A 25,231-nucleotide genomic window follows, 5' to 3' on the forward strand; every position below is an offset into this window, starting at 1 on the left:
GGAGAGTCTCAGCAGGAAAGTCTCAGCAGGAAAGTCTCAGAAGGGGTGCGGAAGCTCGTCAGGAACGTCCGGTGCGGGCCGCGCGGCGGGCACCGGGAAGCGACGTAGACACCAGGATCACCTCGTGCCGTGACCGGAGGACGACGACCGCGACGCGCTGGCGCATGGTCAACTCCTCTCACTCGGTCAAGGCGCACGCCGCAGTGGGGCGCGCGTGATCACTGGCGAGTGTACGGAAACCGCCCTGGCAGGAAAAGGGTTTTTTCTCTCCGGCATGCGGGGCGGCGCGCAGCGGGGGAGCGAGGGACGGGGGGAGGCACCGTCCGGGGGAAGATTTGACGGACACTTCCCCAGGGCCCTTAGGAGAAAATGCATGCAGGTCCACGACCTGTCCGCCGGAGGTGACGTCCTCACGCGCGTCGAGGGGGTCGCCCGCCGCGCCCTTCGCCACTACGACGTTTCCCCCGACGCCTCCGTGACGCTGCTCAACGTCTCGGAGAACGCGACCTTCACGGTCGCCGGCGGCGGGCGTACGACGATCCTGCGGGTCCACCGGCTCGGCTACCACTCGCCGGAGGCGATCGCCAGCGAGCTCGCCTGGCTCGACGCGCTGCGCGACGAGGCCGGGATCGTCACGCCGCGTGTGCTGCCCGCCCGTGACGGCTCGCGCGTCGTCACCGTCCGCGAGCCGGGCGCGGAGCCCCGTCACTGCGTGATGTTCGAGTTCCTTCCCGGCGCGGAGCCGGCCGAGGACCGGCTGGTGGAGGAGTTCGAACGGCTGGGCGCGCTGACCGCCCGCATGCACCGCCACGCCCGCGCCTGGGCGAGGCCCGCGTTCTTCACCCGCTTCCACTGGGACCTCGACGCCGCCTTCGGCCCGGGGGCGCGGTGGGGCAGGTGGCAGGACGGCGTCGGCGTCGACCGGGAGGCGCACGCCGTGCTGGCCCGGCTGGAGGCCGAGCTGCGCCGCAGGCTGGAGCGGTTCGGCAAGGGCGCAGACCGCTATGGGCTCATCCACGCCGACCTGCGCCTGGCCAACCTCCTCGTGGACGGCCGGGCGGGCACCAGCGTCATCGACTTCGACGACTGCGGTCTCGGCTGGTATCTCTACGACCTCGGCGCCGCCGTCAGCTTCATCGAGCACCGGCCGGAGGTGCCGCACATGGCGGAGTCGTGGGTGCGCGGCTACCGGTCCGTGCTCGACCTCCCGAAGGAGGACGAGGCCGAGATCTGGACGTTCATCCTGTTCCGCCGCCTCCTTCTCGTCGCGTGGATAGGCTCCCATCCGGCCGCCGACATCGCCGGGGAGCTCGGCGCGGGCTACACCGAGGGAAGCTGCGAGCTGGCCGAGCGCTACCTCGGCGGATCACTCTGAGAAGTACCTGTGACCACACCTGATCGCAGGATGCGGTGAGCCGGTTGTGGTTCAATCGGGCGGACCATGCTCTGTGGTGGTTCGTCCGTGAGAAGTGAAGAGGGTGAGCAGGTGTCCCGCGACCCCGATGGTGAGAGCGCGGCCGAGGCGGCGGCGGTGCTCGCCGCGGAACGCGGGCTCGTGCGGCTCCCGGAGGTGACGGGGTGAGGGCGCACACCTCCCCCTGGGAAGTGCGAGTGGCGAGCGCGCCCGTCAGCTTCGGTGTCTACCGCCCGGCCGGCGCGCCGCTGGGGCCGCAGGAGATGCTCGCGACGATGCGCGAGGCCGGGTATGACGGCACCGATTCCGGGCCGATCGGCTACCTGGGCACCGCGCGGACCCTTCCCGAACGGCTCGCGGCGCAGGGTCTCGGGCTCGCCGGCGGCTGGGTCGACCTGCGCTACGACGACCCGGACGGCTTCCGCGAGGACCTGGCCGCTCTCGACACCGCCCTCGACGTGTTCACCGCCGTCCGCGACGCCGAAGGGGCGGCCGATCCGCGGTTCGCGCCCCGGCCGACGCTCGCCTGCCCGGACCGGCCCGAACGGTTCGCCCGTCCCGGCATGCCGGCCGACCGCAGGCTGTCCCTTCCCGACGGCGACTGGCCCGCGTACGCCGGGTGCATCGACGAGGCGGCGGCCCGCTGCCGCGACCGCGGCCTGGAACCCGTCTTCCACCACCATCTGGGCACCGACGTGGAGACGCCGGAGGAGATCGAGCGGCTGCTCGGCTCGACGGACGTCTCGCTGTGCCTGGACACCGGGCATCTGTGGCTGGCCGGAGGCAACCCCGTCGCGGCGATCCGCGACTGGTCCTCGCGCATCAGGCAGGTGCACGTCAAGGACGCCTCCCGGGACGTCCTCGCCCGGGTCCGCGCCAACGGCGGCGACCTGTGGGACCTGGTCGCGGCGGGCGGCTTCCCGCCGCTCGGGCAGGGCGACCTGGACCTGCCCGCCGTACTGGCCGAGCTGCGGCGATCGGGCTACGAGGGCTGGATCGTGATCGAGCAGGACGTCACGGCCTTCCGCGCCTCGGACACCGAGGCCCTCGCGCGTGCGGTGGCCGACCAGCGGGCCAACCGCGCCGCGTTCGGCGAGGCCCTCCGCGCCGCCGGCCTCGCCTGACCGGGCCTCGCCGGGCGCGCGCCGGGGACAGGACCCGGCGAAGATGGTGGGATGACGACCGCCGCGCGTTACGCCGAGTTCGCCGCACGAGAGGCCCACGGCGTGTCCCCGGCGTACGAGCGCCTGGCGCTCGCGGTCGCCCGCGACCGCGAGATGCTCGCGTTGCTCGGCACGCTCCCGCCCGTGAAGCGGCAGCCGAACCTGCTGTTCGCCGTCGTACGGCTCCTCGGCGGCCCGGTCGAGGACCCCGCGGCGTTCCGCGACCACGTCATGGGGCACTGGCCCGCTGTCGAGGCGGAGATGCGCATCCGGGCCACGCAGACGAACGAGGCCGGGCGGTGCGCGGTGCTGCTGCCCGTGCTCGCCGCCCTGCCGCAGCCGCTCGCGCTGCTGGAGGTCGGAGCCTCGGCCGGTCTGTGCCTCTACCCCGACCGGTACGCCTACCGCTACGGCGACCATCCGGTCGGCTCCGGCGAGCCCGTTTTGGACTGCGCCGCGACCGGGGTGACGCCGCCGGCCCGTCTCCCCGACGTGGTGTGGCGGGCCGGGCTGGACCTGAACCCGCTCGACGTGACCGACCCCGCCGACGTCGCGTGGCTCGACGCCCTCATCTGGCCGGAGCACGAGCGGCGGCGGGCACGGCTGCGGGCGGCGGCGGCCGTCGCCGCGGCCGAGCCGCCGCTGCTCGTGCGCGGCGACCTGGTGGACGACCTGCCGGAGCTGGCCGCGCGGGCCCCGGCGGGCGCCACGCTGGTGGTGTTCCACACGTCGGTGCTGTATCAGGTGCCGCCGCCGCGCCGCGAGGCGTTCGCCGAGGTGGTCCGGGGGCTGCCGGGACACTGGATCGCGAACGAGACCCCGGACGTGCTGCCGTACCCCGATCTGCCGGAGCCGCCGCCGGGTGTCGCGCTGCGCAGTGTTCCCCCGCTGCGCAGCGTGCTCGCGCTGGACGGGAGACCGCTCGCCTGGACGATGCCGCACGGGCAGGCCATGACCTGGTTCGCGTGACCGCGCCCGTCGTTCCCCGCGGTTTTGTCGCTCGCCGCCGACACCGAGATCACCGACCCCACGATCGCCGGGCAGATCCGTCCGTGACTCACTGCGCGCCGCGCAGCCTGCGCAGGAACGCCAGGATCCCGGACCTCGGGCGCGCGTCGCCGCCGTCCGTGGCACCGTCCTGTGCGCCGTCATTCGGGGCCGGTGGCGCCGGCTCGTCGCCGGCTTCCGGCCGGGGCGTGCCGGAGAAGCTCCGGCTGAGCTCGTAGTGCACGGGCAGGGCGCTCAGCGTGCGGACGAAGGGGGAGGGACGCCAGGGAAGCCGTTCTGCCGGTTGCGTGGGCTTCAGCGTCGAGAACCGTTCGAGCAGGCGGCGCACCGCGATCGTGGACATCTGGGTGGCCAGCCGCTGGCTCGGGCACCTGTGCGGGCCGGCGCCCCACGCCAGATGGGCGCGGGTGCTCCGGACCGAGTCGCGGGCGAGCGCGCCGCCGAACCGCGGATCGGCGTGCGCGCCCGCGATGGACAGCATCACCGGGTCGCCGGGTGCGATGGTGAAGCGGCCGAGCTTCACCTCCGTCCTGGCGTAACGGAAGGTCAGGTTGGCCAGCGCCGGGTTGGTCAGGGCGACGCGGTTGACCACCTCCTCGATCGCGCCGATCGACACGCTCTCCCTGAGCCGGGGATTGGTGATCGCCTCGAAGACGACGTTGCAGATCAGGCTGCCGGTGAAGTCGAGAAAACCGGACAGCATCATCAGCTCACGGGCGAGCTCCTCGTCGGTGAGGTCCGGCTTCGCCTCGATCATGTACGACGGCAGGTCGTCGCCGCGCCGCTGCCGTTTGACCCGCGCCAGTTCGAGGAGGGCGGCGTGCAACCGCTGGTACGCCCCGGCGGAGTCGGGGCCGTTCAGCAGACGCCACTGGTCCTCCACCATCTCCTCGCCCCGCTCGATCGTGACGCCGAGCAGGTGGTTGGCGACGAGCAGCGGGAACGGCCGTCCATACTGGGCGGCGAGATCGGCCTGCCCGGAGGGCCCGCCCTCCGCCAGCACGCCCGCGAGATCGTCGCAGTGTCTCACCATGGCGCGTTCCAGTCGCTGTGCCTGCTCGCTCCCGGGCTCCTGGAACGGCCGGAGCCCCGCGATCCAGGCGCCGCGCAGAGCCCGGTGCCTCTCCCCGTCGTGAAAACCCGAGTTGTCGGCCTGGAGGAGGGCGAGCAGCGGCCAGTCGGCGGGAACGCGCCCCTCCGCGTACGCCCGCCAGTGGTCCACGCGCTTGCTCCACATGTCGCGCGGGTTCTGCATGATGTGCAGCACCTCGTCGTAGCCGATCGCGAACCAGACCGGCACGCCGAGGACGTCGATCGGGGCCACCGGGCCATACCTGGCGCGCAGGCGCTCGTGCACGAGCGCGGGATCGGCTTCGTAGTCCTCGGTGAGCAGGGACTCCAGCGGCAACGAGATGAGCCCTTCCACGGCCGACGGGGACCATCTATCGGAGATCAAGGGGGGTGCCCGCCTTTCCAGCCACATATGCGGTATGGGCGGCGATCTTAGAGCCTCCGGGCCGTGGACGTCAGCGAACCGGCGCGACACGTGGCTTCCGGGCGGCGGCGGAGCGGCGACGTAGTGTGGCGGCATGACGCTGGAGCTCGACGGCAGGATCGTGAAGATCACGAATCCGGACCGCGTGGTCTTCCCGCGGACCGGGCACACGAAGCTCGACCTGATCTCCTACTACCGCGTGGTCGCCGAGGGGGCGGTGCGCGGCGTGGCCGACCGGCCGGTGATACTCAAGCGATTCGTGCACGGCGTCGATCAGGAGGCGTTCTTCCAGAAACGGGCGCCCGCCAAGCGTCCCGAGTGGGTGGAGGTCGTCGAGCTGCGCTACCCCTCCGGCCGTACGGCGGACGAGGTGGTCATCCGCGACCTCGCGCACCTGCTGTGGACGGTGAACCTGGGCTGCGTCGACCTCAACCCCCACCCCGTGCGGGCCCACGACCTCGACCATCCCGACGAACTGCGGATCGACCTCGATCCCGTGCCCGGCGTCGGCTGGGCGGAGATCGTCCGGGTCGCCCTGGTCGCCAGGGACGTGCTGGAGGAGCACGGCCTGACCGCCTGGCCCAAGACGTCGGGCTCGCGCGGATTCCACGTCTACGCCCGCATCGAGCCGCGCTGGACCTTCCGGGAGGTGCGGCGCGCCGCCGAGGCCGTGGCCAGGGAGGTCGAGCGCCGGGAGCCGGACGTCGCCACCAGCCGGTGGTGGAAGGAGGAGCGGCAGGGCGTCTTCGTCGACTACAACCAGAACGCCCGCGACCACACCGTCGCCTCCGCCTACTCCGTACGGCCGACCGGCCTGGTCTCGGCCCCGCTGGCCTGGGACGAGGTGCCCGGGTGCCGGCCGGAGGACTTCACGCTCGCGTCGATGCCCGACCGCTATGCCGAGAGGGGCGACCCGTGGGCCGCGATGGACGGGCGGGCGGGGTCGCTCGACGCCCTGCTGGAGCTGGCCGAGGCCCAGGGACCGCGGCCGGACAAGCCCGCGGCCCCGCCCAGGCAGGGACGGCGTCAGTCCGTCATGCCGCTCGTCGAGATCGCCAGAGCCGCCACGCGCGACGAGGCGATGGCCGGGCTCGAACGGTGGAAGGCCCGCCACCCCGAGGTGGCCCGCCTGCTGCAGCCGGCCGACGTCCTGGTCGACTCGATGCGCGGGCGCAGCTCCACGTGGACCAGGATCAGGGTCAACCTCCGGCACGTCCCCGAGCCCGACCGCCCCGGCCAGGAACCCCTTGAGGTCGACTACGACCCCTATGAGTCCTACCGGAGAGATCAGCCGGGGCCGTAGACCTCCCACAGCTCGCCGAGGAAGAAGCGGCAGAAGCGCGTCACTGCCGCCGCGCCGTCCGGCCCCGCCGTACGGAAGGTCGTGAGCATCCGCACGAGGTCGGACGGCAGGATGCGCAGCGTGCCCGCGGCGACCACCGTGGCGTCCTCGTCCCCGTCCTCCTCGACGTGCCCCTCCAGCAGGCGGGCGTGCAGGGTGGAGGTGTCCAGCCACAGGCGGGTCGGCGCTCCCGGCTGGATCTCCTTGCGCCCGGCCAGGGTGCGGGGGCGGTCGTCGGCGTCCCAAAAGTGCAGGCGGTAGCACATGCGCCGCTGCTCGGACGTCTCCCCGGGGACGAACAGGTTGAACGAGCCCCGGGCGATCGGCCGCCTGCCCCCGCACATGTCGGCCTCGATCCAGCCCTCCGCCCTGGCCTCGTGCTCGGGTTCGGTGAGGAAACGGTCGACGTCGTCGAGGGTGATCGTGAGGCGGAAGGCGAACGGGGACCCGGCGACACCCCCACGGGCCGCACGGCGGGCCGGGCCGGGCGTCAGGCGTCCCCGCATCTCCTCCACGAACCACAGCGACGTCCGGCCATCGAACACGCTCGGCTCGTCTGCGGGCCCGCCCGCGAAGGGACGGCCGCCGCCGGAGACGGCGACCGGAACCCCGGCGCCGGCCTGCGCCCCTGAAACCTGTGCCCCGCCGCCGGCCTGCGTCTCCGCCGCTCCCACCGTCTCCTGGGCCTCCGGCGCGGTGGCCGCCGCCCCCACCGGCACGGCGGACACCTTCACGGCCCGGGCCCCCGCCAGGGGCGCGGCGAGGGACGCGCGGCCCTCCAGGATCCGGGTGCTCATGCGGTCGGCGAGCGCGGCGATCGTCAGCGACGGGTTGGCGCCGACCGGCCCGGGCAGGGCCGCGCCGTCCGCCACGTACAGTCCGGGGAAGCCGAAGACCTCGCCGTACGCGTCGCAGACCCCCTCGCCCGGATGGCGGCCCATCGGCGCGCCGCCCAGGGGATGCACGGTCATGACCCGCTTGCGCCACCACGGCGGGCTGTCGGCGTACTCCGCGCCGAGCACGTCGCCGATCCTGCGCATGATCGCACGCAGCCGTTCGTAGTAGTCCTCGCTGGTCTCGCTCGTCCAGTCCACGTCGAGCCGGCCGTCGCGCAGGCGCAGCCTCCCGTCGGGGACGTCGCGGCCCATGCCGAGCAGCGGCAGCGAGGTGCCCGACAGCTCGCCCCGGCCGATGAGGTCGGCGAACTCCGCCGACAGGTTGGTGTCGTGGGTGAGGATGTTGCGCAGCCGCCGCAGCAGGAACCGGGCGACCCGTCCCGGCCCCATGTCCGCGCCCTCGACCAGGTAGTCGACGAACTCGGGATAGCCGCCGTCCTCGATGTAGGCGCCGCGCCCGTCCGCGCCGTCGTCGAGCCGGATCGCGCTGGTGATGACCGGTCCGCGGCTCGCCCGGATGGGCCGGGTCCTGCTCCGGTCGGTGGCCCGCAGCAGGAACGCCAGCATGTCCCCGTTGCCGCAGAAGCGGGTGCCGAGCGTCCCGCTGAGGCCGGGGAAGGCCGCCCGGTTCTTCAGCAGCAGGTAGGACGTGCCGTACGTGCCGGCGGCCAGGACGAGACGGTCGCAGCTGATCGTGTGCGGCCCGGTCCACCGGGGCGGCCCGTCGCCGTCGTCGACCGCCTCGTCGCCGCGCGGCATGTGCTCGACATACTGCACGTCGTAGCCGCCGCCGACGCGCGGCCTGATGCGCCGCACCTCGTGCAGCGTGCGCAGGTCGGCGCCGTGGCGCCGGGCGGCCGACAGGTAGGTGTGGTCGAGGCTGTTCTTCGCGCCCTCGTTGCAGCCGAGGTCGCACTCGCCGCACAACCGGCACGTACGGCGCGGCACGCCGTGCAGGTTGCCGTACGCGGGGTCGGCGAGCGGCACCCCCTGGCAGGGCTGCGCCCCGGGCGACGGCGCGAAGCTGACGGCCAGCGGCGGAAGCCGCCAGTCGAGCCCCAGCTCGGCCGCCGCGTCCCGCATGGCGAGCGTCTTCAGCGTGTCGTCGAAGCCCGCGTGGCTCAGCGGATAAGGCGAGACGCCGATCATGCGCTCGACCGCGTCGTAGTGCGGTTCGAGATCGGCCCTGGTCACCGGCCACGACTCGTAACCGCCGTCGGGCAGCGCCTGCTCGTGGACGAACCAGTCCTCGTCCTTGCGCAGCATCACGTTGGCGTAGATGAGCGAGCCGCCGCCGAGGCCGCTGGCGACCACCGAGTCGCAGTCGGAGAAGCTCCAGATGTCGAACATCCCGTACAGGCCCTCGGCGGGGTCCCAGAAGGCGCGGCCGAGCTGGGCCGGGCCGCGCGGGAAGTCCCCCGGCGCGTACGCCCTGCCGCGCTCCAGCACCACCACCGACAGCCCCGCCTCGGCGAGGCGGTAGGCGGCGACGGAGCCGCCGAAACCCGAACCGACCACGACCGCGTCGACGTGTTCCATGAATGATCTCTCACTAATGATCTGTCAGTGCCGTGGTCAGCGGCCGCTGTGCCGCTTCAGGAAGTCGAGGATGTGCGGGAAGACGTCCCGGTGCGCGTTCCTGCCGATCAGGGGGTCGATGTGCCCGTAGCCGGGCAGGACCCGCAGCTCGTGCCGCCCGGGCGCCACCTTCGACAGGGCGCGGTGGCAGACGATGTTGGAGTCGGTGAAGACGTCGTTGTGGTCGCCCGTGAGGAACAGGATGGGCGTGTCGACGTCGGCCGCGTTGACGAGGTAGTCGTCCGGCAGCGCGGCGAACCTCGGGTCGCCGGTGTCGTACTTCACCGCGCGCCCGGCGGCCACCATCTTCCGCACGTGCCGGTAGTAGTGCAGGTCGCTGGCGCCGTTGAGGTCGGCGAGCCGCTCGTGAAGGTGCGTGCTCGGCGACAGGTTGCCGTGGCGGTACATCGCGGGCCTGCCGCTGCCCCACATGAAACTCTGCATGTGGCAGGCCGGCTCCCGGCACTCGGGATGGAAGAAGGAGATGGCGCGGGCCAGCAGCCACCGCCGCGACAGCGGAGGCGCGTCCTTGAAGCGGGGGTCCAGGTAGGACAGGCCGGTGCCATACTCCAGCAGCGCCGGGCCGAGGGTCAGCTTGAGGCGGGCCCAGGGGTGCACCCGGGGGGTCAGCGCGACGCTGTTGGCGACCACGCTCGCGATCCCGCTCACGGCCCCGGAGAACAGGCTCATGTGGAAGCTCACCGACCCCAGGCAGTGGGCCACCACGTGGATCCGCCGCGCCCCCACATGGCGGCGGATCTCGCGCAGTGCTGCCGGGTGGTCATACTGGGCGATGTCGTCCAGCGTGTGCCTGCGGGTCTCCATGGTGTACGGAAACCTGTTGCTCATCCGGAAGTCCAGCGCCCACACGTCGCCGAACCCGCCGTCGTGCAGGAACCCGACCAGGTTCGTGTGCTCCGGCATGATGAACATGTCGCTCGACGAGGTCAGTCCGTGCACGAGCAGCACGACGTCGTCCTGCGCCCCCTGCGCCGGCGTGTCGTGACTGCGGAACCGGGTGAGCTGTAACCCCAGCTCGTCCTCTGTGGCGAACGGATGGACCGTGACCTCGGAGTTTCGCACGCCGTCGAGCGTGAACCGTGGTATGCGGTGTTCCATTCGGTCGCCTTTCTGCCCGGGGCTACGATCCCAGGACCGGCTATAGCGACGACATCGTGGAAAACCCGTACTTGTCCGCACTCAGCGCGTGAGGGCGGTCGCCACGCCGACCCGGGAGGTCACCTCCAGCTTGGCGAAGATCCGCGACAGGTGCGTCTCGACCGTACGCACGCTGAGGAAGAGCCGCTCGGCGACCTGCTGGTTGGTCAGCCCTTCGGCGACCAGCAGCGCCACCTCCAGCTCCCGGGGCGACAGCCCGAACCTGGCCGCCTCCCCGCTCGCGGCCGTGGTCGCGCCGCCGCCCACCCGTACGCCGAGGCGGCGCAGCTCGCGCTCGGTGCGCGCCTTGAGCGCGCGGGCGCCGCAGGAGTCGAAGACCTCGGCCGCGGCGCGCAGGTTCTCCCTGGCCCGGCTCCTCCCGCCGGGCGCGCCGAGATGCGCGAGCCCGGCGGTGAGCAGGGCCCGGCCCGCGTCGAGCCGCCGCTCGCCCGCGGCCAGCAGGCGGGCCGCCTCCTCCGCCGCCCCGGCGGCGGAGGACGGGTCCTGACGGGACAGCGCGTGCGCGCGGGCGAGCGCGGCGAAGCCGCAGTAGGCCGGCAGGCGCGGTTCCTCCAGGCGTACGGCGAGCGCCGCCCACTGCGCGGCCCGCGCGCCCGCCTCAGTCGCGGTCTCAGTGCCGGCCTCGGCGTCGACGACAGTGCCGGCGACAGTGCCGGCGACAATGCCGGCGACAATGCCGATCACGGCGCCGGCCACAGCGCTCGTCTCCCGGGAGGCGTCCGCGTAGGCGAGCGCCTCGCACGCCTGGAGCAGCGTGCCCGGGTCCACCCGCGGCGAGTCGAACCGGTTGCACGCGTCCAGGACCGCCTCGACGCCCTCGGCGAACCGGCCCGCGTTGACCAGGGCCTGCCCGCGCGCGTAGCGGGCCGTGGCCTCCCAGGTCTCGCCCGCCCCGACGCCGCAGCGCACGGCCTCCTCGCCGGCGCGGATGGCCGCCTCGTCGTCGCCGCTCCACGACTCGGCCAGGCAGAGCTGGGTGAGCGCGAACACGAGCTGCTGGCCGGAGTCGAGCAGCCGGGCGCACTCGACGGACTCCTCGGCGGTGGCCCTGGCCTCCGCCAGGCGGCCCGTCGCCACCAGCGTCTTGGCCCGGCCCGCCAGCAGGTTGGTCAGGATGTAGGTCTGCCCGGTCGACCGCGCGACGGCCGCCGCCCGGTCGAAGTGCCGCAGCGCATCGCCATAACGGCCCAGGTAGGACTCTGCCCAGCAGAGCCAGGCGATGGCGTCCAGCCACTCGGACAGGTGCTCGTCCGGCGCGTCCGCGAGCAGCTTGCCGGCGATGTCGGCGTAGCGCAGTGCGTCGTCGACGCGCCGCGCGGCCAGGGCGGGCATCGGGCGCAGTGCCGCGACCGCGACCGCGAGCCCGGGCTCCCAGTCGTCGGCGTTGTCGGGCATCAGGTCGAGCACGGCCTGGGCGGCCCGGAAGTCCACCCGCATCATGCTCTCGGCGACCAGGCGCATCCGCATCGGCACCGCGGCGGCCGCCCGCGGGTTGGGCATCCGGCTCAGCTCGTCGAGCAGCAGCGCCCTGGCCTCCTGCGGGCGGTCGAGCTGGCGCTCCATCAGCGCGCAGACCCGGGCCGCGCGGCCCCTGCGGGGGTAGTCGTCGTCGGGCAGCATGCGCAGCAGCTCGCGGGCGGTGTCGCGGCCCTCCGCCAGCCTGCCGCTGATCCCCTGGGCCCAGCTCAGCTCCAGCATCAGCGCGAGCCGTTCCTCCCGGGCCGCGGCGTCGTCCGGCATGAGCCGCAGCGCCGCCTGCAGCCAGTGCGCCGAGGTGGCCGGCGCGTGCGCGGTCACCGCGCGGGCCGCGTCCACCAGCACCTTCACCGCCCGCCGGTCGCCGAACGACCCCGAATGCTCCACATGGTGGGCCTGTACGGTCGCGGGGGCGCCCAGCTCGGCCAGGTGGGCCGCGATCCTGGCGTGCGCGCCCAGGCGCCAGCCCGCCGCCGCCGACTCGTAGACGGCCCGCCGCACGAGAGGGTGGCGGAAGCGGAACCGCCCGCCCGCGCTGCGGACGATGTCGCGCTCCACCAGTTCGTCCAGCGCGGCCAGCGTGGCGGCCGGCGGCACCTCGGCGGCCACCGCGGCGATGGCCGGCTCGAACTCGTCGGCGGCGACCGCGGCGGCCTGGGCCACCAGCAGCGCGCCGGGGGACAGGTCACCCAGCTCGACCTGCAGCGCGGCGAGCACGGTCGGCGGCAGCTCGGTCACGTCGGTGCCGTCCATCCGGGCCAGCGCCTCAAGATAGAACGGGTTTCCGCCGCTGGCCTCATACAGGGCCATGCTGCGCCCCCGGCTGACCCGGGGACCGAGGAACTGCCGGACCTCGGCCGCGCTGAGGGGACCGGCCACGACCTCGTGCCCGCGCGGGCCCGCCGCCGAGGCGAGCCTGGCCACGCGGGGCGCGGCCTGGGCCGGGCGGAAGGCCACGGCCATCAGCACCGGGCCTGCGGGCGGATGCCGCACCACGTGGTCGAGGAACTCGATGGTGCCGTCGTCGGCCCAGTGGACGTCGTCGAGCACCAGCAGCAGGCCGGCCGGGTCGGCCAGCGCGCCCACCAGGTGCCGTACGGCCCGATAGAGGCGGTAGCGGGCCAGGCCGCTGCGGTCGTCGGCCAGCGCCGGCTCGTCACCGGCCCTGGCCCCGCCGGCAGTGGCCCCGCCGGCGGCCGTCCCTCCGGCGGGGGCGCCGTCGGCCGCGAGCCCGGGGAAGACGCCGGACAGCAGGGCGGCCTGCCCGGCCCCCACGGCCCTGACGACGGCCTCCCGGCGTGCGTCGAGATGGTCGTCGAGCGCGTCGACCAGGGCGCTGTAGGGAAGCATCTGCTCATACTCGGCGGCGCGTCCCCACAGGGGCGTGAAGCCGTCTCCGCCGGCCATCGCCGCGAGCTCGCCGAGCAGCCGCGTCTTGCCCGCGCCCGGCTCACCGGCCAGCGCGAGGAACTGGAACCCGTCGCTGCGGCTCGCGGCCATCGCGCTCCGCAGCGCGGCCAGCGCGTCCCGCCGTCCGACAAGGGGCGTGGACGTGCCCGTGACGACCGGACCGGTCGTACGTCCGTCCATTCGCACCCCACACGCGAACGCGCGGGCCGCCCCCCGCCAGGCCGCGCCGACAACACCAGTAAATGCACTTTACAGATCACGGGACCCGTGCAGGGGGCAGGTCCGGCATTGACACCCTATGGAAAGTATTCGAAAAGGAACCGGTCAGTTCGGGCGATTGCGGGATCAGAGGTGCATGGCACCGGGTACGGGACGCCTCGTTCGGGCGTCGTCACCGCGGAGGTGCCAGGTGCTGGACCGCATCGCCGATCCCAGGGGGCGGCGCACGCCGTACGGACCTCCCGACGCGGTGGAACGGCTGGCCGCCGCCCTGCCGAGCCACATGCGCGACGCGCTTCCCCCGGTCATCCGCCTCGGCAGCCCCTGGCCGGTGCGGGTGGACATGCTGACGGAGGACGGCGCCGCCGAGCCGGGCGCCGAGCGCTGGGTGCCCGCCGTGTCCGCGGCGGGCTCCAACGGCGACGCCCTCGACCTGGCGGTGCGCGGCGGCCGGATCGTGGGGGTACGCGGCCGGGCCGGCGACCGCGTCAACCACGGCAGGCTCGACCCCCGGGAGTGGCAGGCATGGCAGCCTCGCGCGGGCCGGCTGACCCGGCCCCTCATTCGTGAAGGCGGGGCGTGTACGGACGGGCGGCTGGTGGAGACGACGTGGGACGTCGCGATGGAGCGCGTCGTCGCGAAGTCGCGGGAGCTGCTCGCCCGGCCCGGCGGCTGGGGCCGTCTCGCCTTCCACACCGGCACGCGGCTCTTCCTGGAGGAGCACTACACCCTCGCCGTCGTCGGCAAGGCGGGGATCGGCACCCCGCACATGGACGGCGACACCCGCTGGGGCGCGGCGGCGGCCGCGGCCGCGCTCGCGGCGAGCTTCGGCACCGACGGCCAGCCCGGCTCGTACACCGACGTGGACCACTGCGACGCGCTCGCGCTGTGGGGGCACGACTGCGCCGCCACCCATCCCGTGCTGTGGGAGCGCATGCTCGACCGGCGGCTCGGATCCCGGCCGCCCGCCATGATCGCGGTGGGCCCGGAGGGGACGGCGGCGGCCGTGGAGGCCGACGTCCACCTCGCCGTGCGTCCCGGAACCAACGTGGCCCTCCTCAACGGCCTGCTGCACGAACTGATCGCGGGCGGCTGGTATGACGCCGCCTACGTCGCCGCGCACACCGTGGGGTTCGAACGGCTGTGGCGGATCGTCGAGGCGTACCCCGCCAAGCGGGCGGCGGAGATCTGCGCGGTGCCGGTCGGGCAGATCGAGCAGGCCGCCGAGATCCTGGGCGCGGCCGAACGGCTCGTGTCGACCGTGGGCCCCGACTTCCTGGGCTCCAATCAGGCGACGGCCGCCGCCTGCCAGGTCAACAACGTCCACCTGCTGCGCGGCATGCTCGGCCGGCCGGGGGCCGGGCTGTTCCAGCTCGGCGGACCCGGGTGCGACGCGCTGGTGACGGGCTCGGGCGCGGACCTGCCCGGCCTGCGCAACTGGGCCGACACCGGGCACGTGCGCGAGCTCGCCGACCTGTGGAACGTCGACCCCGCCGTGATCCCGCACTGGGGGCCTGCCACGCACGCGACCCAGATCCTCAGGTATGCCGAGGAGGGCTCGATCGGGCTGCTGTGGATCACCGCCTCCGACCCGGCGGCCACGATCCCCGGCCTCGACCGGATCCTCGCGAGGGAGGACCTGTTCGTCGTCGTCCAGGACGCGTACCTGACCGAGACCGCGCGGCTTGCCGACGTGGTGCTCCCGGCGGCGGTGTGGGGCGAGAAGACCGGCACCGTCACCGGCGCCGACCGCACGGTGCACCTGTGCGAGAAGGCGGTCGACCCGCCGGGGGAGGCCAGGGCCGACCTCGACATCCTGCTCGACTACGCGCGGCGGATGGACCTGCGCGACCGGGACGGCCGGCCGCTCGTGCACTGGACGGACGCCGAGTCGGCGTTCGAGGCGTGGAAGGCGTGCACCAGGGGCCGTCCGTGCGACCACACCGGGATCACCTACGACCGGCTGCGGGCCGGCGGCGTCCAGTGGCCCTGCACGCCGGCCGGCTCTCACGGCCTCGAGCGGCTGTACGCAGGGGGGCGCTTCGCCACCAGGCCGGGGGACTGCCAGACGTTCGGGGCCGACCTCGCCACGGGGGCCGAGCTGGGCGAGGAGCGATACCGCGCGGAGAACCCCGGGGGACGGGCGTTTCTTCACGCCGCGGATTTCGAGCCGTCTCCCGAGGTCGCCGGCGACGAGCATCCTCTGGTCCTCACCGTCCGCCCGGCGCGGCGCCGTGGTCCGGCCCGTCTCGGCGATGCCGTCGCCGCCCCCGAGCCGTTCCCGGCCGAGCCGTGCCTGGAGGTCCACCCCGGCGACGCCGCGTTGCTCGGCATCGAGGACGGCGACCTCGTCAGGGCCGAGTCGCCTCTCGGCGCGCTGGAGGCCGTCGCGCGCCTGTCGGGCGGCGTGCGCCGGGGGGTCGTGGTGCTGCCGCTCGACGGGCCGGGCGAGGCCCTGGCGCGAACGGTGGCGGAGCTGACGCTCACCGCGTGGGACCCGGTGTCCCGCCGGCCGCTGCGCACGGCGGTGGCGGTCCGGCTGGTGAAGGCCGGGCGGCGCGGGGAGGCCCCGGTGGAGGAGGCCCCGGTGGAGGAGGGCCCAGTGGGGGAGGCCCCCGTGGGGGAGGGCCTCTACTCGGCCGCCGCCACGCGCCTCGGCTGCGGCGCGAGCGCGCGGCCCGAAGTGACGGCCGCAGCCGGGGGAGGGGAGGCGCCGGAGCGATACGAGGAGGTCTGACGTCCGCGATCGCCGGAGATGAGGTGGGTCGGCCTACCGGAAGGAAGCGACGACACATGGCCCTTGCAGGCACACGCACCGCTTGGGGGGACGCCGTCCGCGGATGGGATGAGCGGTGAGCGAGCAACTGGCGCGCTACCTGGAGACGCTGTCCCGCACGCAGCACGCGCTGTCGTCCGGGTTCCGCGCGCTGCGGCGAGGCCATCCCCGCGAGCCGGACCTGTGCGGCGTCTGCGAGCGCCTGGCCGCGCAGTGCCGCGATCACGCCGAACGACTGGAGCCCTTCCTGCACAGGTACCGCTCCGCGGAATGGCGCGATCCGCGTTCCGCCCCGTCGCGGCCTCCCGGGCTGAAGGCACCGGGGTTCGACGCCCTGGGGTTCGATGTCGGGCTCGATGCCGGGCTCGATGCCGGGCTCGATGGCAGGGGTTTCGGCACGGGTGCTTTCGACGCCGGTGGCTTTGGCAGGGGCGAGTTTCATACCGGTGGCTTTGCTCCTGGCGGCTTTGAAGCCGGGGGTTTCGACGCCGGGGGTTATGACGCCGGGGGTTATGACGCCGGGGGTTTCGACGCCGGGGGTTTCGACGCCGCGAGTATCGACGGCGGGGGTTTCGAGGCCGTGGGCACGGAGGCCGGGATCGCCCGGCGCCCTCGCGTGGGGCCGGGCTCGCCCGGCGGGGACGGCGGCGGCCTCGCGCTGCTGCGCGACCTGCACGGGCTGTACCTTCTCGCCACCGGGTGCGACCTGTCGTGGAGCGTGGTCGCGCAGGCCGCCCGCGGGCTCAGGGACGACGAGCTGCTCGGCCTCGCCCGCCACTGCGCCCCCGAAACGGCCGTCCAGTTGCTCTGGCTGCGCACCCGGATGCACCAGGCCGCGCCGCAGGTTCTCGTCGTGCCGTCTGCGAGTCCACAAAAGGGCGACAAAGGCCGTCATTAAGAAGAAATCTAGAGCCGAATCGTAGGATTTCCGGAGTAAATAGATTGTGTATGTAGAGGGTAATTGATAGAAGATTATCGCGGCGCTGGAACGGCGGGGAGCGGGCCGCGCCCATCGTGACACCGGTGCTCGACGGCGGGGGCCGCACCGGTGGCGGCGGAAGCGTTTCGTCCCGGGCGATACGGGCTGCCGCGACTTCGCCGGCGGCGCCGGCCGCGTGTCAGCGGCCGGCGCCGCCACGCATCGAGGCTCCGCGGGAACGGGGATGTGCCCAGCCCGTCACCGGTGTCCGTGCCGCTCCCAGCCACGCGGCGAGGCCGGACCGCGAAACCGCTTTTCCCGTCGCGGCGTAGGATGGGGGCCGACTTCACGGGAGGGCCGAGATGGGCGGGGTCGCCGTTCGTGACCAGTCCGGACATGCCGGCGGAGGGCAGCGCCGGCACGGAGCCGAGTTGCAGCGGGCCATCTTCGACGCGGTCTTCGCCGAGCTGAGCGAGGTCGGCTTCGCCCGGATGACCATGGACAGCGTCGCGCTCGCGGCCCACACGGGCAAGGCGGCGCTCTACCGCCGCTGGGGCAACAAGAAGGAGCTCGTGCTCGACGCGCTCGGCAGCGTGCTGCCGTCGCCGTACGCCGTCGAGCTGACCGGGCACGTCCGCGACGACCTGATCGCGCTGCTGTCGTGCATCCAGCGCGCGGCCGACGCGACCCGGGCCGGCGCGTTCCACGCGATGGCCGTGGAGGGCGACGGCGACTGCCGCAAACTGTTCGACCAGCGGGTCCTGCGGCCCTGCAAGGAACTGATCGCCGAGGTCCTGCGGCAGGGGGTGGCCAGGGGCGAGGTGGCGTCCGAGGCGGCCGATCCGCTGGTGGCCGCGGCCGGCCCGGCCCTGCTCGCCGACCACATCATCACCGAGGGCACCGCCATCTCCGAAGACCTGGTCATCTCGGTCGTCGACCGCGTCCTGCTGCCCCTGACGGCGGCGATCCCGGCGAGAAGCTCGTAGGCGAGCCGGGCTAAGGCTGTTCTTCGCGCGTCCTGAAGCCGCTGGTGAGGCTGATGACGAGCAGCGCGGCGCCGAGCACCGCCGCCGCCAGGAACGCGCGGGTGAAGCCGTAGGTGGCCGCGTGCTGCGCCTGGGCCTGCGCGGACAGGCCGGCCACGGGATGGGCGGCGGCGTCGCGTGCCGCGGTGCCCGCGACGGTGACGAGCGCGGCCAGGCCGAGTGCCGTGCCGAGCTGGGAGGTGGTGTTGAGCATGCCCGAGGCGGCGCCCGACTCGGTCACGGCCACCCGCGCTGTCGCGCCGACGGTCGCGGGGACGTAGACGAGGCCCGCGCCGATGCCGAACAGCACCAGCGGAACGGCGATGCCAGGGAAGTAGCTGCTGCTCTCGTCGAGCCGGCTGAGCCAGAGCAGCCCGGCCGTGACCGCGAGGGCCCCGATGGCGGTCGGGATCGCCGGTCCGGTCTTCGGCAGCAGCGCCGCGGTGCGCTGTGCCGACACGACCAGGACGAGCGAGATGGGCAGGAACGCGAGACCCGTCTGGAGCGGGCCGAACCCGAGCACCTCCTGCAGGAACCGGGTGAGGAAGTAGAACATCCCGGCCATGCTCGCGCCGACCACCAGCATGGCCGCGTACGAACGGAGCCGCAGCGAGTCGCGCAGCAGGTGGAGCGGGGTGATCGGCTGCCGGGCGCGCGACTCGGCCAGCGCGAACAGCGCCAGCGACACCACGGCGACGCCGATCGCGATCAGAGTGACCCGGTCGCCCCAGCCGGCCGAGGCCGCGTTGATCAGCCCGAAGGCCAGGGCGCCCATGCCGATCGTGGAGGTGAGTGCGCCGGCGAGGTCGAACCTGCCGGGCAGCCGCTCGGCTTCGCGGATGAAGAGTGGTGTGAGGACGAGTACGGCGACGGTGATGGGCACGTTGATGAACAGGACCCAGCGCCAGGAGGCCACGTCGGTGAGGACGCCGCCGACGATGAGCCCGAGCGTGGCCGCCGAGCCGGAAACGGCTCCCCACGACCCGAGGGCGCGGGTGCGTTCGGGCCCTTCGGCGAAGTTGGCCGAGATGAGCGCGAGCGCGGACGGCGAGGCGAGCGCCGCCCCCAGTCCCTGGACGGCCCGTGCCCCGAGCAGCCAGCCCGGGGTCGGGGCGAGTCCGCCGGCCAGCGAGGCCACGCCGAACAGCGCGACGCCGGTGATGAAGACCCGGCGGCGGCCGAGGATGTCCCCCGCCCGCCCGCCGAGCAGGAGCAACCCGCCGAAGGTGACGGTGTAGGCGTTGAGCACCCAGGCCAGGCCCTCGGAGGTGAAGCCGAGCGTGTCGTGGATCTGGGGCAGGGCGATGTTCACGACGGTGACGTCGAGGACCAGCATGAGCTGGCAGAACAGCAGGGCGGTGAGGATGACGCCGGGCCGGTGCCGGGCCGGGCGGGTGGACCGCGTGTCGGTCGTGGGGGTCGGCAAAGCGGGCTCCAGGGAGCAGCGGGGCGGTCGGGTCGGCCGGCCGATAGTGAACGTGGACGTCTACTCCGCACACTATAAGAATTAGTGAACGCCGACGTCTACAACTCGCTGGACGGCCGTACCTCGGCCGAATCACGTCTTGAGCGCCAGGTGGAGCCCTCGGCCCACAGTCCGGGCCTGGGTCAGGGTGGGATCGGGACCGCTCAGGGGTGCGGGCGCCCGGTCGGCCCGGCGGCGACCGTAACAAACGAAAAAGGCCGAGCCGCGAACGCGGCCCGGCCTTTGACGGGTGTGGTGGACGATACTGGGATTGAACCAGTGACCTCTTCCGTGTCAGGGAAGCGCTCTCCCGCTGAGCTAATCGTCCGTGCCCGGATCTTGCCCGGACTCCGAGCGGAAGACGGGATTCGAACCCGCGACCCTCACCTTGGCAAGGTGATGCTCTACCACTGAGCCACTTCCGCAGCCATCGCCCGGGTTTTTCCCGGCGACGCGTGAACAACTCTAGCGGATCCCGGAGGGTGCCGGTGCCAACTGACTTCAATCCCGGCGCGCACGCGGCACGTGACCGAAGCGAGGCGAGACGTTGACCCGCGCACGAGGTCGCGCGCAGGATGAGCGGCAACGGTACGCACGAGGGGGTTACGCCATGGCGAAGGTGCTGATCATCACCGGTGACGCGGCCGAGGACCTTGAGGTGATGTACCCGTACCAGCGGCTTCTGGAGGAGGGCTACGAGGCGCGCATCGCGGCGCCGTCCGCGAAGAAGCTGCAGTTCGTGGTGCACGACTTCGTGGACGGCTTCGACACCTACACCGAGAAGCCGGGCCACACCTGGGCGGCCGACGTCGCGTTCTCCGACGTGAACCCGGACGAGTACGCCGCGCTGGTGATCCCCGGCGGCCGGGCCCCCGAGTACATCCGCGGCGACCGGGACGTCCAGGAGATCGTCCGCCACTTCGCGGACGCCGGAAAGCCGATCGCCGCGCTCTGTCACGGGCCGCTGGTGCTCGCCGCCGCCGGGGTGCTGAAGGGCCGTGAGAGCAGCGCGTACCCCCCCTGCGCGACCGACGTCGAGAGCGGCGGCGGCACGTGGGTCGACAGCGAGGCGCACGTCGACCGGAACCTCGTGACCGGGCGGGCCTGGCCTGACCACCCGGCGTGGATGCGCGAGTTCATGAAGGTGCTGCGCGCCGCCGCCCCGGCGATCTGATCGCCCGCGCCGGCCTGCGGGGGCGGTTCTTCCCGGATCCGCCCCCGATCGCGGCGGCCCGCACGCCGCATGTGCGGAGGGCCGCGCGGCGTCGGCCGAGGCACTAGAGTCACCCGCCATGACCGAATCCGCCCCCTATCTCACCGCGACGGCCGAGGCGTACGACGCCGTCGCCGACCTCTACGCCGATCTCTTCCGGGACTCGCTCGGCCGCCTGCCGCTGGACCGCGCGGCGATGGCCGCGTTCGCCGAGCTCGTGCGGGCCGGCGGCGCCGGGCCCGTCGCCGAACTCGGCTGCGGCCCCGGCTACGTGACGGCGCACCTCCGGGCTCTGGGGCTGGACGCCTTCGGCGTCGACCTGTCACCCCGGATGATCGAGCTCGCCCGTGCGGCGTACCCCGGGCTGCGCTTCGAGGTCGGTTCCATGCACGCGCTCGACCTCGCCGACGGCGAGCTGCGCGGCATCCTGTCGTGGTACTCGGTCATCCACACCCCGCCGCGGGAGCTGCCGCCGTACTTCGCCGAGTTCCGCCGTGTCCTGGCCCCCGGCGGTCACCTCCTGCTCGGGTTCTTCGAATCCGAGGGCGATCCGGTGACGGAGTTCGACCACAAGGCGGCGCCGGCGTACCGCTGGCCGATCGACGGCCTCGCCGAGCTGGCGCGCGAGGCGGGCTTCGCCGAGGTGGCACGGATGCTGCGCGCGCCTCTCGAAGGCGAGCGGTTCCGCCAGGGCCGCCTGCTGCTGCGCAGGAGCTGAACCCCGGCGGGCAGCCTCGCGGACACTGGCCTGACCGGGGCGAGGGGCTGTCATGGCGCCGATTGGAGCCTTCGCGGAGCTGATCCTGCCCGAAAACGGGCAGGAAACTTGTTAGTCGGTATCGGCGCTGCGTTAGGGTCCTGCTCTGTGTCCACGGCACGGCATCCCTTCGAGGATCTGATCGGTCATCTCACCCGGACCACGTCACTGGGGCCCGGGGAGGCGGCCCGCGTGGTGGCCGACGTTCTGGCGTACTTCGGCGAGCCCGCGGAAGAGTACGTGCGGCGCCGCCACGGCGAACTCAAGTCGAGGGGGCTGACGAACGACCAGATCTTTCCCAGAATCTCCGCCGAGCTCGCGGGAAGGCGTGTCGCGGCACCGGAGCTGACCCTGCGCCAGCTCCGGCGGATCGTTTACGGATAGGAGCGGTTATGTGCGGAATCGTCGCTTACGTCGGGCCCAAGGATGCGGCACCCATCCTGCTCGAAGGTCTCCAGCGACTGGAGTACCGGGGCTACGACTCGGCCGGCCTCGCCGTCGTGAACGCCAAGAGCCTCAAGACGCGCAAGGTCAAGGGCCGGGTCGCCGACCTGGCGGCGGCCGTACCCGCGAAGTTCAAGGGCACGAGCGGCATCGGGCACACCCGCTGGGCCACCCACGGCGCGCCCAGTGACGTGAACGCGCACCCGCACCTCGACCAGGAGCAGCGCATCGCCGTCGTGCACAACGGCATCATCGAGAACGCCGACGAGCTGCGCCGCCGTCTGGAGGGCGAGGGTGTGAAGTTCGAGAGCGAGACCGACAGCGAGGTGCTCTCGCAGCTCGTCGGGCGCATGGTCAAGGAGACCGATTCGCTGCGTGAGGCCGTCTCGCGGGCGCTGAAGAGCGTGGTCGGCACGTACGGCATCGCCGTCATCGACGCGCAGCGGCCCGGCGAGATCGTGGTGGCCCGCAACGGCAGCCCGATCGTGCTCGGCCTCGGCGAGAAGGAGATGTTCGCCGCCTCCGACGTCGCCGCGCTCATCCGCTACACCCGGCAGGTCGTCCACCTGGAGGACGGCGAGCTGGCGGTCATCAAGGCCGACGGGTTCAACACGTTCACCAGCGACGCCAGGGAGACGGCCAAGGAGCCGTTCACGGTCGACTGGGACGCCGGTCACTACGACAACGGCGGCTACGAGCACTACCTGCTCAAGGAGATCTCCGAGCAGCCCGACACGGTCGCCCGCACGCTGCGCGGCCGGATCGACGACCGGTTCCACATCGCCCACCTGGGCGGCCTCAACATGGACGCCCGCGAGACCCGCTCGTTCCGCCGCGTGAAGATCATCGGCTGCGGGTCCGCGTACTATTCGGGGCAGATGGGCGCGCAGCTCATCGAGGAGCTGGCCCGCATCCCCGCCGACGCCGAGCCCGCGTCGGAGTTCCGCTACCGCAGCCCGGTGGTCGAGCCCGACACGCTGTACGTCGCGATCAGCCAGTCGGGGGAGACGTACGACACGCTCGCCGCCGTGCAGGAGCTCAAGCGCAAGGGCGGCCGGGTGCTCGGCATCGTCAACACCGTCGGCAGCGCCATCGCCCGGGAGACCGACGGCGGCATCTACCTGCACGCGGGCCCCGAGGTCTCGGTGGCCTCCACCAAGGCGTTCACCTCCACGGCCGTGGCGTTCGCGCTGCTCGCCCTGCACCTCGGCCGCGTACGCGACCTGTCGCCGGCCGACGGCCGCAGGATCTGCGAGGGCCTGCGCCGGCTGCCCGAGCAGATCAAGGAGATCCTCACGCTGGAGGACCGGATCAGGGATCTGGCGAAGAAGTACGCCGACTCGCCGGGCATGATGTTCGTCGGCCGGGTGCGCGGCTACCCGGTGGCCCGCGAGGGCGCCCAGAAGCTCAAGGAGATCTCCTACGTCCACGCCGAGGCATACCCGGCGAGCGAGCTCAAGCACGGCCCGCTCGCGCTGATCAGCCCCGAGCTGCCGACGGTCGCGATCGTCCCGGACGACGAGCTGCTCGACAAGAACCTCACCACGCTGGGCGAGATCCGGGCCAGGCACGGACGCATCCTCATGGTCGGCCACCGCACCTCGGAGGCGGCCGACGACTGCATCGTGGTGCCCAAGAACGAGGTCGAGCTCGACCCGATCCTGCTGACGATCCCGCTGCAGCTGTTCGCCTACCACGCGGCCGTCGCCCTGGAGCGCGACGTCGACCGCCCGCGCAACCTCGCCAAGAGCGTGACGGTCGAATAACCGGGTGCACGCCGTACGGCCCGCGCCGCGCGCCGGTGCGGGCCGTACGACGTCAGGCGGTGGACGCCGGTGGTCAGGCCGGGGACGCCGCAGGCGTGCGGACGGCGGCGACGACCTCGCTCGTGTCCAGGCAGGCGACGCCCATCCCGGCCATCTCGCGGTCCGCGCCGGCGGTCCAGCCGGACAGGGCGTCGCGGACGGCGACGGTGCGCAGGTCGCGTTCTGTCGCGTCGACGAGCGTGGAACGCGGGCAGTTGGGGTAGTTGCACCCGGCGACGACCACGGTGCTCACCGCGCGCTCCGCGAGGTGCTCCAGCAGGCGGGTGCCGAAGAAGGCGCTCCAGCGGGGTTTGTACAGGATGTGCTCGTCCGGGCCGATCTGCTGCGCGCGTCCCGCCAGGAGCAGGTCCGGGTCGAGCTCACGTTCCCCAGCTCTGCCGGGGAGCAGTCTGCCGGGGAGCAGGCCGGCGGCGAGCTGCGAGCCCGGCGAGTGCGGGTTGACCGTGCCGCGCAGCGTCCGCCGGCACAGGTCGGCGTTGCTGCCGTCGGGCAGATAGAGGCGCACGACATGCACGATGGGCCGCCCCGCTTCGCGGAACGCGTGCGTGAGGCGCCGGACCGCGGGCAGCACCTCGGTGGTGCCGGCGATGCCGGCGACGAAGTCGCGCTGCAGGTCGATGGTGAGCAGAGCGCTGCGGGAGAACTCGGGGCTGGTGTATTCGTCCACGTCCGGCAACGCTAGGCGCGCGAGCGGCGCCGGTCTTGTACGTCGTTGCGGGCGAACCTGCCCGGGGTGGCCGCGAACGTACGGCGGAAATGGCGGTGCAGGTGCGCCTGGTCGTAGAAGCCGCTTTCCGCGGCGGCACGCGCGACGGTGTGCCCGGCGGTCAGGAGCTGCTGGGCACAGCGCAGGCGGAGCTGGAGCAGGTAGCCGTGCGGAGTGACGCCGGTCTCCCGGCGGAAGGCGCGCAGGAGCTGGAACCGGGGCAATCCCGCCACCTGCGCGAGCTCGTCCAGGCTCGGCGTGCGCCGGAGGTCTTCGGCCAGGTGCCGCTGCACCTTTTGGATCGGCCCCAGCGGCGCCGTGCGGATGGGCCCCAGCGGCGCCGTGCGGATGGGCCCCGACGGCGCCGTGCGGATGGGCGCCGACGGCGCCGGGGCGATCCCGCGGCGCGTGTAGCGGGCGAGGATCTCGCTGCACAGCGCCTCGAACTCCTCCTGCGCGGCCAGGGAGGTCTGGTCCTGGCGGCGGTGGAGCCGGATCAGGCGGGCGGCCAGGCGCGGGTCGTGCGGAGTCGGTGAGGAGAAGGCCGGCCGGTGCCCGGCGAGTTCCACCAGCAGCGGCTGCGGGATGTAGAAGACCCGGTAGTCCCAGCCCTCGGCGATGCCGGGGCGGCCGGCGTGGATGGTGTCGGCGTCGAGGAGGAGCAGACTGCCCGCGGGCGCGTGCTCGGTGGCGCCGCGATAGCGGACCGCCTCCACCCCGCGCTCGATCGCCGCGACGGCGTATTCGCTGTGCGCGTGTGGGACGAACCGATGCGTACGGAAGGACGCCGTCACCAGCCGCATGTCGTCCCGGCCGTAACGGTGCTCGACGAGGTCCTCCATGGGTGCCTTTCTATCCGACGCCTGTATCTGACGCAGCCCCGGGTTCGGGACCCGGGTGCGAGAACCGCCCATCGATCG

At 73.0% G+C, this 25,231-nt stretch carries 18 protein-coding genes and 2 tRNA genes; 11 read left to right on the forward strand and 9 right to left on the reverse strand.

The annotated features are described in order from the left end of the window. Window positions 1-373: 373 nt before the first annotated feature. The 3 genes from FLX08_RS04890 (at window position 374) to FLX08_RS04900 (ending at window position 3,546) form a co-directional block, all read left to right on the forward strand. Window positions 374-1,375, forward strand: coding sequence for a phosphotransferase enzyme family protein (locus FLX08_RS04890; protein ID WP_142616982.1), 1,002 nt, complete (start codon window positions 374-376; stop codon window positions 1,373-1,375). A gap of 236 nt (window positions 1,376-1,611) precedes the next feature. Next, window positions 1,612-2,538, forward strand: coding sequence for a sugar phosphate isomerase/epimerase family protein (locus FLX08_RS04895; protein WP_244312420.1), 927 nt, complete (start codon window positions 1,612-1,614; stop codon window positions 2,536-2,538). A gap of 51 nt (window positions 2,539-2,589) precedes the next feature. Continuing rightward, on the forward strand, window positions 2,590-3,546 hold the full coding sequence (locus tag FLX08_RS04900; protein ID WP_142616983.1) for a DUF2332 domain-containing protein: 957 nt from the start codon (window positions 2,590-2,592) through the stop codon (window positions 3,544-3,546). Window positions 3,547-3,634: 88 nt separating this feature from the next. Here the strand turns inward: FLX08_RS04900 and FLX08_RS04905 are convergent, their stop codons facing one another. Further along, window positions 3,635-5,011, reverse strand: a complete 1,377-nt coding sequence (locus FLX08_RS04905) for a cytochrome P450 (RefSeq protein WP_142616984.1) — start codon at window positions 5,009-5,011, stop codon at window positions 3,635-3,637. A gap of 163 nt (window positions 5,012-5,174) precedes the next feature. Here FLX08_RS04905 and ligD point away from each other — a divergent pair, with 163 nt between their 5' ends. Further along, a complete protein-coding gene (gene ligD / locus FLX08_RS04910) occupies window positions 5,175-6,383 on the forward strand; it encodes a non-homologous end-joining DNA ligase (RefSeq protein WP_142616985.1) in 1,209 nt (402 codons plus the stop codon). On the opposite strand, the gene FLX08_RS04915 is transcribed toward ligD, so the two are convergent. The 3 genes from FLX08_RS04915 to FLX08_RS42875 all read right to left on the reverse strand — a co-directional run bounded on the left by FLX08_RS04915 (window position 6,368) and on the right by FLX08_RS42875 (window position 13,141). Continuing rightward, on the reverse strand, window positions 6,368-8,857 hold the full coding sequence (locus tag FLX08_RS04915) for a GMC oxidoreductase (RefSeq protein ID WP_142616986.1): 2,490 nt from the start codon (window positions 8,855-8,857) through the stop codon (window positions 6,368-6,370). The genes ligD and FLX08_RS04915 overlap by 16 nt on opposite strands. A gap of 36 nt (window positions 8,858-8,893) precedes the next feature. After that, window positions 8,894-9,979 carry an alpha/beta hydrolase family protein gene (locus tag FLX08_RS04920; protein ID WP_244312421.1) on the reverse strand — a complete coding sequence of 362 codons (1,086 nt, stop codon included), beginning with the start codon at window positions 9,977-9,979 and terminating at the stop codon, window positions 8,894-8,896. Window positions 9,980-10,096: 117 nt separating this feature from the next. Continuing rightward, window positions 10,097-13,141 (reverse strand): helix-turn-helix transcriptional regulator, encoded by a 3,045-nt coding sequence (locus tag FLX08_RS42875; protein ID WP_142616988.1) that lies wholly within the window; start codon window positions 13,139-13,141, stop codon window positions 10,097-10,099. 229 nt (window positions 13,142-13,370) lie between these two features. Here FLX08_RS42875 and FLX08_RS04930 point away from each other — a divergent pair, with 229 nt between their 5' ends. The 3 genes from FLX08_RS04930 (at window position 13,371) to FLX08_RS04940 (ending at window position 17,861) form a co-directional block, all read left to right on the forward strand. After that, window positions 13,371-15,917, forward strand: a complete 2,547-nt coding sequence (locus FLX08_RS04930) for a molybdopterin oxidoreductase family protein (protein ID WP_142616989.1) — start codon at window positions 13,371-13,373, stop codon at window positions 15,915-15,917. A 115-nt stretch (window positions 15,918-16,032) separates the two neighbouring features. Then, complete coding sequence (locus FLX08_RS40405) at window positions 16,033-16,854, forward strand: hypothetical protein (protein WP_167530276.1); 822 nt, start codon at window positions 16,033-16,035, stop codon at window positions 16,852-16,854. A 383-nt stretch (window positions 16,855-17,237) separates the two neighbouring features. Then, the gene (locus FLX08_RS04940) at window positions 17,238-17,861 is read left to right on the forward strand and encodes a TetR/AcrR family transcriptional regulator (protein ID WP_142616991.1); all 624 of its coding nucleotides are present in this window, start codon (window positions 17,238-17,240) and stop codon (window positions 17,859-17,861) included. Between the two features lie 10 nt (window positions 17,862-17,871). On the opposite strand, the gene FLX08_RS04945 is transcribed toward FLX08_RS04940, so the two are convergent. From FLX08_RS04945 to FLX08_RS04955, 3 genes are all read right to left on the reverse strand, one after another. Then, complete coding sequence (locus FLX08_RS04945; RefSeq protein ID WP_142616992.1) at window positions 17,872-19,326, reverse strand: MFS transporter; 1,455 nt, start codon at window positions 19,324-19,326, stop codon at window positions 17,872-17,874. A 292-nt stretch (window positions 19,327-19,618) separates the two neighbouring features. Beyond that, window positions 19,619-19,693, reverse strand: a tRNA-Val gene (locus tag FLX08_RS04950). A 25-nt stretch (window positions 19,694-19,718) separates the two neighbouring features. After that, a tRNA-Gly gene (locus FLX08_RS04955) sits at window positions 19,719-19,790 on the reverse strand. A 185-nt stretch (window positions 19,791-19,975) separates the two neighbouring features. Between FLX08_RS04955 and FLX08_RS04960 the strand changes: the two genes are divergently transcribed. The 4 genes from FLX08_RS04960 to glmS all read left to right on the forward strand — a co-directional run bounded on the left by FLX08_RS04960 (window position 19,976) and on the right by glmS (window position 23,545). Then, window positions 19,976-20,539 carry a DJ-1/PfpI family protein gene (locus tag FLX08_RS04960; RefSeq protein ID WP_142616993.1) on the forward strand — a complete coding sequence of 188 codons (564 nt, stop codon included), beginning with the start codon at window positions 19,976-19,978 and terminating at the stop codon, window positions 20,537-20,539. A 118-nt stretch (window positions 20,540-20,657) separates the two neighbouring features. Beyond that, a complete protein-coding gene (locus FLX08_RS04965; protein ID WP_142616994.1) occupies window positions 20,658-21,296 on the forward strand; it encodes a class I SAM-dependent methyltransferase in 639 nt (212 codons plus the stop codon). Window positions 21,297-21,443: 147 nt separating this feature from the next. Continuing rightward, a complete protein-coding gene (locus FLX08_RS04970; RefSeq protein WP_030505148.1) occupies window positions 21,444-21,719 on the forward strand; it encodes a hypothetical protein in 276 nt (91 codons plus the stop codon). A gap of 8 nt (window positions 21,720-21,727) precedes the next feature. Then, window positions 21,728-23,545 (forward strand): glutamine--fructose-6-phosphate transaminase (isomerizing), encoded by a 1,818-nt coding sequence (glmS, locus tag FLX08_RS04975; RefSeq protein WP_142616995.1) that lies wholly within the window; start codon window positions 21,728-21,730, stop codon window positions 23,543-23,545. Between the two features lie 73 nt (window positions 23,546-23,618). Here the strand turns inward: glmS and FLX08_RS04980 are convergent, their stop codons facing one another. Together FLX08_RS04980 and FLX08_RS04985 are read right to left on the reverse strand one after the other, a co-directional pair. Next, window positions 23,619-24,272: a cysteine hydrolase family protein gene (locus tag FLX08_RS04980; protein WP_142616996.1), complete on the reverse strand. Its 654-nt coding sequence runs from the start codon at window positions 24,270-24,272 to the stop codon at window positions 23,619-23,621. Window positions 24,273-24,283: 11 nt separating this feature from the next. After that, complete coding sequence (locus FLX08_RS04985) at window positions 24,284-25,153, reverse strand: AraC family transcriptional regulator (protein ID WP_142616997.1); 870 nt, start codon at window positions 25,151-25,153, stop codon at window positions 24,284-24,286. Window positions 25,154-25,231 lie beyond the last annotated feature (78 nt).

Source organism: Microbispora hainanensis (genome assembly GCF_006874475.1).
In the GTDB taxonomy this organism is placed as follows: domain Bacteria; phylum Actinomycetota; class Actinomycetes; order Streptosporangiales; family Streptosporangiaceae; genus Microbispora; species Microbispora hainanensis.

Excerpts from the sequence above, each read along its gene's own strand:
- FLX08_RS04940 (WP_142616991.1), top strand. The coding sequence starts at position 17,238 with ATGGGCGGGGTCGCCGTTCGTGACCAGTCCGGACATGCCGGCGGAGGG.
- FLX08_RS04985 (WP_142616997.1), bottom strand. The coding sequence starts at position 25,153 with ATGGAGGACCTCGTCGAGCACCGTTACGGCCGGGACGACATGCGGCTG.
- FLX08_RS04890 (WP_142616982.1), top strand. The coding sequence starts at position 374 with ATGCAGGTCCACGACCTGTCCGCCGGAGGTGACGTCCTCACGCGCGTC.
- FLX08_RS04965 (WP_142616994.1), top strand. The coding sequence starts at position 20,658 with ATGACCGAATCCGCCCCCTATCTCACCGCGACGGCCGAGGCGTACGAC.
- ligD (WP_142616985.1), top strand. The coding sequence starts at position 5,175 with ATGACGCTGGAGCTCGACGGCAGGATCGTGAAGATCACGAATCCGGAC.
- FLX08_RS04915 (WP_142616986.1), bottom strand. The coding sequence starts at position 8,857 with ATGGAACACGTCGACGCGGTCGTGGTCGGTTCGGGTTTCGGCGGCTCC.
- FLX08_RS42875 (WP_142616988.1), bottom strand. The coding sequence starts at position 13,141 with ATGGACGGACGTACGACCGGTCCGGTCGTCACGGGCACGTCCACGCCC.
- FLX08_RS04900 (WP_142616983.1), top strand. The coding sequence starts at position 2,590 with ATGACGACCGCCGCGCGTTACGCCGAGTTCGCCGCACGAGAGGCCCAC.
- FLX08_RS04960 (WP_142616993.1), top strand. The coding sequence starts at position 19,976 with ATGGCGAAGGTGCTGATCATCACCGGTGACGCGGCCGAGGACCTTGAG.
- glmS (WP_142616995.1), top strand. The coding sequence starts at position 21,728 with ATGTGCGGAATCGTCGCTTACGTCGGGCCCAAGGATGCGGCACCCATC.